A 12,852-nucleotide genomic window follows, 5' to 3' on the forward strand; every position below is an offset into this window, starting at 1 on the left:
GTTGAGCAGCCTTTTGCGTTGGCTTTGGCTCAGCCTTTGGTGCTACTGCCTTTGTAGCAGGCTTAGCTGCTGGCTTTGGTGCAGCGTTTGCTACTGGTTTTGTTGCAGGCTTGGTTTCCGGTTTCGGTGCTGGCTTTTCAACAGCCTTTGGCGCAGGCTTTGCTGCTGGCTTTTGTCCCGTCTTGGGTAGCGTCTTGTGCTCCGGCTTTGGCGAAGGCGCTGCGGGCTTTTGTGCTGCCTTGGGTGGGGTTGGCTTCGGCGCGGGCTGTTGAGCAGCCTTTTGCGTTGGCTTTGGCTCAGCCTTTGGTGCTACTGCCTTTGTAGCAGGCTTAGCTGCTGGCTTTGGTGCAGCGTTTGCTACTGGTTTTGTTGCAGGCTTGGTTTCCGGTTTCGGGGCAGGCTTTTTAGCAGCCTCTTGACTTGGTTTTGCCACAGCCTTTGGGGCGGTCTTAGACGTGGATTTTGGGGCCTGTTTAGGCGCCGTTTTCTTCTGTGTCGTGGACGGTGCAGATCCGGGAGCTGGAGGCGCACCAGCGCTCGAGCTGATCTTGATCGCCGTACTATTTTCCGCAGCGACAGTCTTCTTCGCTGGAGTCTTTACGTCGCTGGCTAAGTCTCCGGGCTTAGGAGTTTGCCCGGACTTTGGATCCTGGGGCTTCTTCCGCGTAGGCGGCGCCTTGGGTGCAGCTTGCTTAGGCGCGGCGGGCGCAGCTTGCTTGGGTGCAGACTGCTTTGTTTTGTCGGGCGCAGCTTGCTTAGACGCAGCGGGCACCTCCGGCTTGGGTGCAGACTGCTTGGGTGCAGCCGGAGCAGGCGCTGGCTTTGCCGTCTGGGAGCGGTTGGGCGCAGAGGAACTAGAGGTTGGTTGTTTCTGCTGGTCGGGAGCAGAGTTCGTCGATTCTGCCCGCTTGTTTCGTATAGCGCGCAGTAGTCCAAAAACCTGCTTCACTAGCATCTCCCAAAAGCAAAAGTCGAGTGCATGAATTCACTAATACTAACGCCATGTCTCTCCGAAACGGACAAGAGTTCTCGTGTCGGCGAGCTGACTATGTCGTTACAGCTATGTGCGCTTCCGAGTGTGGATATCGTTTCGCGCAATGTCTGTGCCATTGTTCACGATGAGTGTCACTGCGTCTACCGAATCGCCAAGCGTGTTCTCGATCCATCCTGAATCGGAGTCGAAATCAGAGTCCTCGAAAGGGGCGAGAACGAAATCGATTACGGAAGTGCCCTTTGGCGGCCGACCGATGCCCATACGCACCCGCACGTACGCTTGAGTACCCAATTCAGCGGTCATTGAACGCAAGCCGTTGTGACCGCCCTCGCCACCCTTATCCTTGATGCGTACTTGGCCCTTGGCGATGTCAAGCTCGTCGTGACAAACGATCACCCGCTCCGCAGGAACGTTTAGCGCAGAAGCCAGGGGGCCGACTGCTTCACCGGAATTGTTCATAAACGTCGTGGATCGGACCAGCAGCACGGGAGTTTCTTCAACCCGGATTGTGGCAACCTTAGCTTTTTCGCCCACTACCGGCAGCCACTCCGCACCGTACTTTTCAACCAGTCGATCAATAGGCCAGTACCCGATGTTGTGCCGAGTCTCGGCATACTTCGCACCGGGATTTCCGAGGCCGATAACGATCCACTCTGGGGAGAATTCCTGCAGATCAGCTAAAGAAATCTTCTTGTCCCGCGAGGAGCTAGGGGCATCGTTAGTCGCGCCCTTACGGAAGAGAGAAAACAAAGATTGAAGGAAAGACACAGCTACTAGTTTTACACCTCTAGGTTGCGTTCAATTGCGTCAGCTGCGTCAGCGCACATGATCGCCACATCCGCAGCCTCTGACTTCGGGAAGGGCTTCAGTACATACGCAGCCGGATCCATCCTGCCCGGCGGTCGACCGATGCCACACGACAAGCGCCAGTAGTCCTTCGTACCCAGTGACTTCGTAATCGACTTCAAGCCGTTATGTCCCTTATCGCCACCGGATTGGCGCAGCTTTACTTCCCCTGGATCGCCTTCCAGATCGTCGTAGGCAACGATGATGTTCTCCGCGGGGATCTTAAAGAATGCCGCTAGTTGTTGCACCGGCCCGCCCGACACATTCATATAAGTCCGTGGTTGTGCCAGCACTACCTTGCGCCCAGAGATCGTCACTTCGGCGATATCCGTGTTCGTTTTCTTATGGGTGCTCAGGCGCGCCGCTGGCATTTGCCGATCCAGCAGCTCATCGATGACCATTCGCCCTACATTGTGGCGGGTTGTTGAGTACTTGCTACCGGGGTTGCCCAGCCCGACGATTAGCCACATGTCGCTGTTGGTGTGTTGCTTTGTTTTTGGTGACGCCACCTGTTTCCCGACCTCTCTTAAACTCACTGACGGTCATTGTACTGTCCAGTCCTGGCAAGAAACTGAGCCTAAAGGTGGCGTCAATAGAAAACGAGCCACACCGTGCAGCGCGTGCACATGGTGTGGCTCGATTCTGATGCAGGGGAGTGGTTTACTCCTCGGACTCGCCCTCTTCGGCCTTCTCCTCGGAAGCCTCCGCAGCCTCGCCCTCGGCACCCTCGGCGCCCTCTTCGTCAGTGTCCTCCGGCAGTTCCTCTTCCTCCGGCTCAACAACGTTGATGATCAAGGTGTCCTCTTCGGAAACCAGGGAAGCGTTACCCGGCATCTGCAGGTCGCCTGCCACGATCTGGTCGCCGATCTGCTTGCCCTCAACATCCACGGAGATTTCTTCCGGAATGTTCAGAACGTCAGCCAGGATGGTAATAACGTCAGCCTCCTGGGTAACCAGGGCGCCCGGAGCAGCTTCGCCGGTGAAGACAACCGGCACGTCGACCTCAACCTTCTCGCCGCGCTTAACGTTCAGCAGGTCAGCGTGGTCAACGTCCAGGGTCAGCACGTTCTGATCCACAGCCTTGATCATGACCAGGTGATCCTGGCCTTCAATCTCAAGCTCCAGAACAGCGTTGACACCCTCGTTACGCAGGATGGCCTGGAACTCCAGGATGTCGACGTGGACGTGCATCGGGTCCAGGCCGTTGCCGTAAACAACAGCGGGGACGCGGAAGTCGCGACGCAGACGACGGCTAGCGCCCTTACCAAACTCGGTACGCAGCTCGCCCTTCAGACGGGTGATATCAGCCATGATGTTCTCCTTCTAGTAATGCGCTCCAGATGTACTCGTTTGTACACTGTCGTGCTTAATGCGTTTCAACCGCGGACACAAAAAATGCCGCGATATCTCGCGGCGTGTATGCATCCCACAATTGATTGGTTGCGTACCCACCGGGAGAGGGGGGCGTCAAACAAAAGAAGGGGAGTGTGCTTTTCGCGCCGATAACGGCCAGATTCTATATAAGAATCCAGCCCTCGCCGAGATTCGGGAAAATTTTAGCACACCCCCGACGGGGGTTTAAAACTGTTTGCAGAGTTACTCAAACAAGGTGGTCACAGATCCATTCTCGAAGATCTCGTGAATGGTCTTAGCTACCAGCGGAGCGATCGACAGCACCGTCAGGTTGTCCCAGCCCTCGGTGGACTGCGGCAGAGTATCGGTGGTGATGATCTCGCGGGCGCCACAGTTGCTGAGGCGCTCTCGAGCTGGGTCGCTAAACACACCGTGGGTGGTGGCGATGATTACGTCGCCAGCGCCCGCCTCACGCAGCACACCGACGGCGCCCGCGATAGTTCCGCCGGTATCAATCATGTCATCCAGCAGCACACAGGTGCGGCCCTTCACGTCACCGACTACGCGGTTGGCGGTGACCTTGTTGGCCACATCTATGTCGCGAGTCTTGTGGATGAAAGCCAGCGGTGCGTCGCCCAGAACGTTGGCCCATTTCTCGGCAACCTTAACGCGACCAGCGTCGGGGGAAACCACGCAGATGTTGTCTAGGTTGTAGTTCTTCTTCACGTGATCGGTAAGGATCGGCATGGCGTGCATGTGATCGACCGGGCCGTCGAAGAAGCCCTGAATCTGGTCGGTGTGCAGGTCGACGGAGACGATGCGATCCGCGCCGGCGGCCTTCAGCAGGTCGGCGACCAGGCGGGCGGAGATCGGCTCGCGTCCGCGGTGCTTCTTGTCCTGACGGGCGTAGGGGTAGAAAGGCAGGATCGCGGTGATGCGCTTAGCGGAGCCGCGCTTCAGTGCGTCGATCATGATCAGCTGTTCCATCAGCCAGTTGTTCAGCGGCTGCGGATGCGACTGCAGTACGAAGGCATCGGAACCGCGGACGGACTCTTCGAAGCGGACGAAGATCTCGCCATTGGCGAAGTCGCGGGCGGTGGTCGGAGTGACCTCGATGCCCAGTTCACGGGCAACAGCCTCCCCCAATTCCGGATGAGCCCTGCCGCTAAACAGCATCAGGTTCTTTTGATTGTCGATCCAGTGGGTGGTGGACACTTGTGCTTTAACCTTCCGGTCGAAGAGCTGGACTATTCATCTTTTTAATAGGGCGTTCCCCATTTTAGGGCGCGCCCAAAGGTAACAACAAAACTGGCGCAGAGGAGCGCGCTACTGCTGGTCTGCCTGTGGGGTAGAGGTCGGTGAGCCGCCCTCGGCTACTCGCTTGGCGGCAGCTTCACCGGCTGCAGCGGCGGCAGTTCCGGGGCGCTTCTTAGCGACCCAGCCTTCGACGTTACGCTGCTTGCCGCCGGAGACAGCCAACGCTCCCGGCGGAACGTCTTCCCTGATGACGGTACCGGCACCAGAGTAAGCGCCGTCGCCCACGACTACCGGTGCGATAAACATGGAATCGGAGCCCGTGCGCACATGAGAGCCGACGGTGGTGTGGTGCTTGTTTACACCGTCGTAGTTGACGAAGACGCTGGACGCGCCGATGTTGGAGTACTCGCCGACCGTCGCATCGCCGATGTAGGTAAGGTGTGGCACCTTGGAACCTCGGCCGATGTTGGCCTTCTTCGCCTCGACGAAGCCTCCAAGCTTGCCTTCCTCACCCAGCACCGTGCCTGGTCGAATGTAGGTGAATGGCCCGACCTCAGCGCGCGGGCCAATGGTGGAATCAGAGCCGTGAGTGCGTATCACCCGTGCACCTTCGCCAACCTCGACGTTCTCCAGGGTGGTGTCGGGGCCGATCTGCGCATTATCCGCGATGGTCGTGGTACCGAGCAGCTGAGTGCCCGGCAGGATCGTTACGTCGCTGCCAATCTGGACATCCACGTCGATCCAGGTAGAAGCCGGGTCGACGATCGTCGCTCCGCCACGCATGGCTGCGGTGACGGTGCGGCGGTTGAGCTCCGCTCCTGCAGCCGCTAGCTGTACACGGTCGTTGACGCCCGCCAGTTCCGCTGCGTCGGCGGCGATGTGGGCGCGCACGGGGTGACCCGCGCTGCGAGCGATGCTCAGTACATCCGTCAGGTACAACTCGCCCTGCGCGTTATCCGTGTTCAACTGTGCCAAGCCATCACGCAAGATCGCCGCGTCAAAAGCGAAGACACCGGAGTTAACCTCATTGATCGCCTTTTGCTCTTCCGTCGCGTCCTTTTCCTCAACAATGGCGGTCACCATGCCGTCATTGGTGCGCAGGATGCGTCCATAGCCCGTGGGGTTGTCCTGGTGGACAGAAAGCACGGTCACGCTTGCGCCATTGTGGGTTGCGGAAAGCTCCTGCAGAGTTTCTGGGGAAAGGAGCGGGACGTCAGCATTGGTCACTACGACAGTGCCTTCGAATCCCTGCAATGCCTCCATTGCGCACTGGACGGCGTGCCCAGTACCCTTTTGCTCTTCCTGCACGGCGGTGTCAATGGTACGGCCGAGCTGCTCGGATATCTCCGCCACGGCGGGACCGACCTGCTCGCGACCGTGGCCGATCACTGCCACGATGCGTTCCGGGTTAATACCCGCTGCGGCGTGCAGGCTATGTGAAAGCAGGGTGCGCCCGCCAATGGAGTGCAGGGTCTTCTGCGTCGCGGACTTCATCCGCGTACCGGCTCCGGCAGCAAGCACGATCACTGCCACGGGCTGGCTTTGAGCCTTCGGGTGAGCTTCGGGGTTTTGTGCAGCATCAGTCACGTTGTTGGCATTCCTTACTTTCCCTGACTTACTTTCCCTGACTTTTGGTCAAAAGCGATATCCAGCATAGCGCCGTGTACTCGCTGCGTTGGGCAGGTCTCCCTCTCGGGCAAGTTAAGAAACGTTTTCTTTGCCCACCGAGACTTCCGGCAGGGTGTGGGACAGTCCCGCTCCCAGCAAACCGAACAACGCCAATGCGCCGAGAGCGACCTCGGGGGAAACCATTGCTAACGCACTGGTCAACGCACCCACGATCAGCAACAGCACACCCATCAACGTGTTCGCCACCGACACATACCGAGTACGCTGCGTTCCCTCCGCCATATCCACAATGTAAGTGGAGCGAGCGACCCTAATCGCAGCGTGGGCAAGCGAAATAATGAAAAACGCGATGGGGAGCCACCACACCAGGGCGGTGGTCCACGTGTGGGTGTCACTAATAGAGGAGGCATAGCCCAGAGCAACGGTGATGATCAGAACAACCGTTGCCAGCAGTGCGGCGCCAGTGAGGGTGTTACGTGAGCTGACATCGGAAAGCCATCCTGAAACCCTGCCCGCGAGCAGCGAGGCCACGCCAGCGGCGATGACGAAGGTACCCAAGCCAGTAAATATAGCGCTGGCCACTGAAGATTCCTCCGCTACGGACTGCTGGTTGGCCATCGTTACCAGGAACGTGGGCGACAGTGCCGAGGCGAGCAGCAGCGAACGAAGCAACACGAAGCGGCGGAAGTCCCCATCGCTGCGCACAAGATCTACGATGTCGCCGAAAACGTCGCGCAGGTAACTGGTGCCCTGTGGAAGGTCTTTTTGTTCTTGTTTGGTGACGCCCTCACGAATCCCCTTGAAAAGCCATGCACTGGCCAACCAGGCCACAGCGGCGATGGCAAAAAGAACGGCGAAAAGGGTAGGGGTGAGCTCCCCACGGGCGGCCTGGATGGCCACACCTACAAGGATCGCCACGGCGCCGGACAACGTAGTGGCAAAACCCGTGAGTCGGCCACGGAACCCCTTCGGAACGGTGCGTCCAGCAATGTCCTTACTGGTTAGCGATACCAGGGAACGACAGGTTGAAAGCAGCGCCAGGGCTCCGAGAATAATCAGTCCGGCCAGCAGCCCATCGGTAAGTAGAGCCGCTGCGACCATGATCGCGCACGCTAAAGCTTGGCCGAGCGTACCGATCTGCATGAAGCCCAGGCGCGAGGTCTTAGTTTGCAGCCACGGGCGGAACAGGGCTTGAGGCAGCATGGAGCCCGACTCACGGATCGGCACCAACAGTGGAATGATCCACGCGGGAGCTGCGACGATGGATAGGAACCACGGCAGGATTGTTTTGGCCGACACGATCTGATCGCCAATGTTTTGGGTGCCAAAGCCCAGGGAATAACGACCTGCGTTTTCCTCGACATGCTTGAGATCGCTCTCTGGCGGGGTGCCGATGAATTTTGTGGTGAATGTGTGCCAAAAAGAGTTGGATTCAGCGCCGCGCGCTGTAGTGGCGTTGCCGAACATGGGTTGCCCTACCCTTCGCATTAAAAAAGCTCTCCCACCAGGACTCGAACCTAGAATGACGGTACCAAAAACCGTAGTGTTGCCAATTACACCATGGGAGAGTGGCACATAATAATGTGCAGCAGACACATTACAGTATGGCGAACCGGGCGCATAAACCGCAGGGTGGGCTGGAAGATAAACTGATGGCCATGAGTCAGACATCCACGTCGCAAGCCGAGTCCAATCAGCCGTCGAAAATGGCGCCCAGCCTGGCGGGGCTACTCAAAGCCACCGCTCAGGATGGAAAGTTGCGCGGGATGATGACGCATCTGGGGGAGCAGTCTCTGCATATGCAGGCTCCCGAAGGAGCCTGGCCGTTCATCGTTGGAACTATGGCGCAACGTGCTCCACTGCTGGTGGTGACGGCGACGGGCCGCCAGGCTCAGGATCTCACCACGGTATTGCGGTACATGCTGGGCGATGGCGTCGAGCACTTCCCATCCTGGGAGACCTTGCCACACGAGAAACTCTCCCCGGCGGTAGAGACCGTGGCAACCCGCATGCGGGTGCTACGGCGCCTTCAGCAAGGGGATGCAAACCTCAAGGTGGTGGTCACGCCGACACGAGCGGCAGTGCAGCCTGTGCAGTCCAATCTGGGCGACGTCATCCCGGTGCGGCTGAAGGTGGGAGAGGAAATCGACTTCGAGGCATTGACTCACCGCCTGCAGGAGCTTGGATATACGCACGTTGATGTCGTGGGCAAGCGGGGTCACTTCGCTATCCGCGGCGGCATCGTGGATATTTTCCCCGCGACCGAGGAAATGCCTGTACGCGTGGATTTCTGGGGCGATGAGATCACTGAGGTGCGCGCTTTTAGCGTCGGCGACCAGCGCACCATCCCCGGGGTAGAGCCAGACGAGGTGATGGTCTACGCCTGCCGGGAGTTGATCGTGACGGACGAGGTGGCGTCGAAGGCAAAGAACCTGGCTCAAGAACATGCCGGCAACGCAGAGCTGGCCGAGATCCTCGATAAGATCAGCCAGAAAATGCAGGTGCAGGGCATGGAATCGCTGATTCCGGTGCTACACACAGCAGATCTGGTGGCGCTGCCGGAACTCATGCCAGAGGAGACGCACACGCTGGTGCTGGCTCCCGCTGCTGTCGAACGGCGCGCTCACGATCTGCGCGAAACCGGCCAGCAGTTCCTCGAAGCCAGCTGGGATGTCGCCGCGATGGGTGGTTCCGCTCCGATGGAGGGCGTGGCCTACCTGTCGGTGGCTGCGGTGCAGAAGGTGCAGCAGAAACTGCGACGGCCGTGGTGGACCCTTTCTACGCCCGGAATGGCTGATTTTGAAGCAGATACCGACGCCGACGCCAACACCTCCGACATCCTCGAACTCGACTACGCCCCGGCGCCCCGACCGCACGGAGAAATGGAAGCGATCGGTGCGTTAATGAGCGATATCCGGAAGCGGGTGGAATCTGGCGGTCGTGTGGCCTTTGCCGCACCGACCCCGGCCGTTGCGGCCCGTATGCTGCGACGGTTCCAAGAGGCCGGTATTGCAGCGGAGGCCATCGGCGTGGATCTGAGCGGCAGTCGGGGACTGGGGAGGATCAAGAAGTCGAAGCACACGACTGCCGATGAACCCGCTCCGCACCAGGTGAGTATCTATCATGCGGTTGCTTTTGAGGGTTTGGTGTTCCCTTTCGCTGGGGATGATAAGCGCTCCAGCTTGCTGTTCTTTACCGAAACGGATCTAACCGGTAACCGTGTGGACGCGAAAGCCACGGGCAAACGCAAGCCGGCGAAGAAGCGCAACAGGGTGGATCCGCTGGCCTTGGAGCCAGGCGACTTGGTGGTGCATGACTCCCATGGCATCGGCAAGTTTGTGAAGATGACGGAACGCACGGTGGGCAAGGGGGCGGATGCCTCCCGCCGTGAATACCTGGTTTTGGAGTATGCGCCCAGCAAGCGTGGTGGCCCTGGGGATCAGCTGTATGTGCCGATGGATCAGCTGGATATGCTCTCGCGCTATGTCGGTGGTGAGAAGCCGGCGCTGTCCAAAATGGGCGGAGCTGATTGGAAAAACACCAAGCGCAAGGCACGCGGCGCGGTGCGGGAGATTGCCGGCGAGCTGGTGCAGTTGTATGCCAGCCGCCAGGCCGCGCCGGGCTATGCGTTCGCAGCGGATACTCCGTGGCAGCGCGAGATGGAGGATGCCTTCCCCTACACGGAAACCGAGGATCAGTACAACGCCATTGAGGCCGTGAAAGCGGACATGGAAAAGCCAGTGCCGATGGATCGCGTGATTGTCGGCGATGTGGGCTATGGAAAAACGGAAGTTGCAGTGCGCGCAGCATTCAAAGCCGTGCAATCCGGCAAACAGGTGGCGGTTCTCGTGCCGACGACTTTGCTTGCGCAACAGCACTTCAATACTTTTAGCGAACGCATGCAGGACTTCCCCACGACCATTAGGGAACTGTCGCGCTTTACCACTCCGGCGGAATCCAAGAAGGTCATTGCCGGCATGGCCGATGGCACGGTGGATATTGTGATCGGTACCCATCGCCTGCTGCAGACGGGGGTCCACTGGAAGAACCTTGGGCTGATCATCGTGGATGAGGAGCAGCGCTTCGGTGTGGAGCACAAGGAGCACATCAAGTCTCTGCGCACTCACGTGGACGTACTTACTATGTCCGCCACCCCGATTCCTCGCACCCTGGAGATGTCGATGGCGGGTATCCGCGAAATGTCGACAATCCTTACTCCACCGGAGGATCGCCATCCGGTGCTGACGTATGTCGGTGCACAGGAAGACAAGCATGTGGCAGCTGCCATCCGCCGCGAGCTTCTGCGCGATGGCCAGGTGTTCTACGTGCATAACAAGGTGCGCACTATCGAGCAGACCGCTGCCGATATTCGCCGCCTGGTGCCGGAAGCTCGCGTGGTGGTTGCGCACGGTCAGATGAGCGAGGAACAGCTTGAGACCACGGTCAAGGGCTTCTGGGACCGCGAATTCGACGTGCTGGTGTGTACCACCATCGTGGAAACGGGTCTGGACATTGCCAACGCAAACACCCTGATCGTCGAGAATGCGCATCACATGGGTCTTTCGCAGCTGCACCAGCTGCGTGGTCGTGTGGGTCGTTCCCACGAGCGCGGATACGCCTACTTCCTATACCCACGCGGTGAGGTACTCACTGAGACCTCTTACGACCGGCTAGCCACCATCGCCCAGAACAACGACCTCGGAGCGGGCATGGCGGTTGCCATGAAGGATCTGGAAATGCGCGGCGCAGGTAATGTGCTGGGCGCCGAGCAATCCGGTCACATCGCAGGGGTGGGCTTCGACCTTTACGTTCGCCTGGTGGGCGAAGCAGTGGAAGCGTTCCGAGCCATGGCCGATGGCAAGCCTGTTGACGGTCGTGAGGAGGAGAAGAAGGAGATCCGCATCGATCTGCCTATTGATGCGCATATCCCGGCCGAATACGTCGCTTCGGAGCGCCTTCGCCTGGAGGCCTACCGCAAGTTCGCGGAAGTGCAGGACGAGGAACAGATCGAGAAGGTCCTGGAGGAACTCAACGACCGCTATGGCGAGCCCCCACAACAGATTCAAATGCTTGCGGTGCTTTCCCGTCTGCGGTTGCTGTGCCGAGACCTGCAGGTCACGGAAGTTGTAGCGACCGGCTCGAAGATCAGCTTCAGCCCGATTGAGTTGCAGGATTCCACCCAGGTGCGCCTGAAGCGCCTGTTCCCGGCGGCAAACTATCGGGCGACGACCAAGATTGTGCTGATCCCGGCGCCGAAGCGCGGTCAGGGGATGCGTGCGGTTCCGTTGCGCGATACCGAGCTGGTGCAGTGGTGTGCCGATGCGCTGACACAATTGGCTGGTATTCCGATCCGCAGTATGTCCGGAGCGGCGGGCACGACCACTAGCAAGGACTAAAGCACGTCTTGAGCGGTGACACGCTAGAATAACCGCCATGTCAGTCGTATTGCTCGATCCCCGTTTCCCCGCGATGATTCCCGTGGACGCCGTCGATCTGCTCCGCGGCGATGTGTGTTACACGGAGGAGGTACCTATCCGCGTCCGCTGGGTCATCGCGGATTTGGGTGGCCACACGGTCGACGACTCCGAGATTCTCGTCACGACGGATCTGGACAATGAGACTGTTATTAGCCGCATTGAGGCTGGCGAAGAGCTCGTCACCGCGCCGAGTCTGAAGGTGCATTTGGAGCCTGCACGTGAGTTGGAGGCTGGTTCTTCTACCGCTGTTTCTGATGACGCCACCGCGGGGGAAAACGAGCACGAGATTACCCACTCAGGCGATGGAGTAGTGGACGGTGAAATCGTCGGAACCGATGAGCACACCGCTGCCGTCGCTGGTTTGCGTCGCACGACCCGTACAGAGGTTCCGGCCTCTGTGATGGATGAGATTGAGGATGCGGTTGCACTGATGGCGCGGGCGCTGCGCCAGGGGGAGTGGGAGCAGTCGATGACCCACACTAGCTTGGTGAAATACCTGCGGGAGGAGACCGAGGAATTGGCCCGCACCATCGCGTTGATGGAGCAGTGGGAGGCCGCAACCAATCCACGGGCGGGCGCAAAGGACCACGCTAAGGACGGCGCAAATAACAACGCCCAGGACGGCACAGAAAAGAACGCAGAAAAGGGCGCACGTCCCGAGTGGCTTGAGCAGGATCTGTGTTCTGAGCTTTCCGATGTGTTGCTGCAGGTGCTCTTCCACGCTGAAATTGCTAACCGCCGAGGCTCCTTCGACATTGGGCATGTGGCGGGCGCTTTCTCTGCGAAATTGCGCTCTCGCGCGCCTTACCTTTTTGAAGAGGTAGAGCGTCAAGTGCCACGCCAGGAGCAGGATCGCCTGTGGGAGGCGGGCAAAAAGGAAGAGGAAGCTCAACGAGTTAGGGACTTCGGCGAGGACTACCTGCGTTACACGGAGGCGAAGAAGCAGCCCGCCCGTCCTGAATCACACCCGGAACCCCACCGGACACCCCACAATTCACCGCATGCAGCACCCCGCCCTGCCACGCGCCAGGAGCCGCATGCGCAGCAATTCCCCGCCGTGCACGGTGCCACCGGTACGAGTGCGCTATCGGCTGCGGAGGCCGTCATTGCCGAGGCTCGGAAACTGGGAATTCCGGATAAGGACATCCCGACTGATATTCGCTACCCGATGGTCGGCCTGGAGCTCGATAGTCCCGGCGAGGCAGAGCGTCGCTTGAATGACGCAGTTGCTGCCTTCCGCGAGAAGTTGCGCACCCAGCGGCCAGAAGCCTAGGAACGGGATTCCTAAGCAGTGGG

The 12,852-nt window shown here is 59.3% G+C and carries 8 protein-coding genes, 1 tRNA gene and 1 pseudogene; 2 read left to right on the top strand and 8 right to left on the bottom strand.

Going from position 1 to position 12,852, the window contains the following annotated elements; all coding sequences use genetic code 11:
• The 8 genes and pseudogenes from ACUY2T_RS07515 to ACUY2T_RS07550 form a co-directional block, all read right to left on the bottom strand.
• A pseudogene (locus ACUY2T_RS07515) lies at window positions 1-949 on the bottom strand (hypothetical protein); the annotation flags it as partial.
• A 111-nt stretch (window positions 950-1,060) separates the two neighbouring features.
• Complete coding sequence (gene pth, locus ACUY2T_RS07520; protein ID WP_448308207.1) at window positions 1,061-1,681, bottom strand: aminoacyl-tRNA hydrolase; 621 nt, start codon at window positions 1,679-1,681, stop codon at window positions 1,061-1,063.
• A gap of 92 nt (window positions 1,682-1,773) precedes the next feature.
• The gene (gene pth / locus ACUY2T_RS07525) at window positions 1,774-2,310 is read right to left on the bottom strand and encodes an aminoacyl-tRNA hydrolase (protein ID WP_293790999.1); all 537 of its coding nucleotides are present in this window, start codon (window positions 2,308-2,310) and stop codon (window positions 1,774-1,776) included.
• 190 nt (window positions 2,311-2,500) lie between these two features.
• A complete protein-coding gene (locus ACUY2T_RS07530; protein WP_448308132.1) occupies window positions 2,501-3,151 on the bottom strand; it encodes a 50S ribosomal protein L25/general stress protein Ctc in 651 nt (216 codons plus the stop codon).
• Between the two features lie 285 nt (window positions 3,152-3,436).
• A complete protein-coding gene (locus ACUY2T_RS07535) occupies window positions 3,437-4,408 on the bottom strand; it encodes a ribose-phosphate diphosphokinase (RefSeq protein WP_293791001.1) in 972 nt (323 codons plus the stop codon).
• A 111-nt stretch (window positions 4,409-4,519) separates the two neighbouring features.
• Window positions 4,520-5,983, bottom strand: coding sequence for a bifunctional UDP-N-acetylglucosamine diphosphorylase/glucosamine-1-phosphate N-acetyltransferase GlmU (gene glmU / locus ACUY2T_RS07540; protein WP_448308208.1), 1,464 nt, complete (start codon window positions 5,981-5,983; stop codon window positions 4,520-4,522).
• A gap of 168 nt (window positions 5,984-6,151) precedes the next feature.
• Window positions 6,152-7,546, bottom strand: a complete 1,395-nt coding sequence (locus tag ACUY2T_RS07545) for an MFS transporter (protein ID WP_448308133.1) — start codon at window positions 7,544-7,546, stop codon at window positions 6,152-6,154.
• Between the two features lie 29 nt (window positions 7,547-7,575).
• A tRNA-Gln gene (locus tag ACUY2T_RS07550) sits at window positions 7,576-7,647 on the bottom strand.
• 90 nt (window positions 7,648-7,737) lie between these two features.
• On the opposite strand from ACUY2T_RS07550, the gene mfd reads away from it, so the two are divergent.
• Window positions 7,738-11,475 carry a transcription-repair coupling factor gene (gene mfd, locus ACUY2T_RS07555; protein ID WP_448308134.1) on the top strand — a complete coding sequence of 1,246 codons (3,738 nt, stop codon included), beginning with the start codon at window positions 7,738-7,740 and terminating at the stop codon, window positions 11,473-11,475.
• A 37-nt stretch (window positions 11,476-11,512) separates the two neighbouring features.
• Entirely contained in the window at window positions 11,513-12,829 is a 1,317-nt protein-coding gene (locus tag ACUY2T_RS07560; protein WP_293791004.1) for a MazG nucleotide pyrophosphohydrolase domain-containing protein, read from the top strand.
• Window positions 12,830-12,852: the final 23 nt, after the last annotated feature.

This window comes from Corynebacterium sp. 22-2729, from assembly GCF_053479475.1.

Bases quoted from the DNA above. Each gene is read 5' to 3' on its own strand.
- ACUY2T_RS07560 (WP_293791004.1), top strand. From the start codon at position 11,513: ATGTCAGTCGTATTGCTCGATCCCCGTTTCCCCGCGATGATTCCCGTG.
- pth (WP_293790999.1), bottom strand. From the start codon at position 2,310: ATGTGGCTAATCGTCGGGCTGGGCAACCCCGGTAGCAAGTACTCAACA.
- mfd (WP_448308134.1), top strand. From the start codon at position 7,738: ATGAGTCAGACATCCACGTCGCAAGCCGAGTCCAATCAGCCGTCGAAA.
- ACUY2T_RS07545 (WP_448308133.1), bottom strand. From the start codon at position 7,546: ATGTTCGGCAACGCCACTACAGCGCGCGGCGCTGAATCCAACTCTTTT.
- ACUY2T_RS07530 (WP_448308132.1), bottom strand. From the start codon at position 3,151: ATGGCTGATATCACCCGTCTGAAGGGCGAGCTGCGTACCGAGTTTGGT.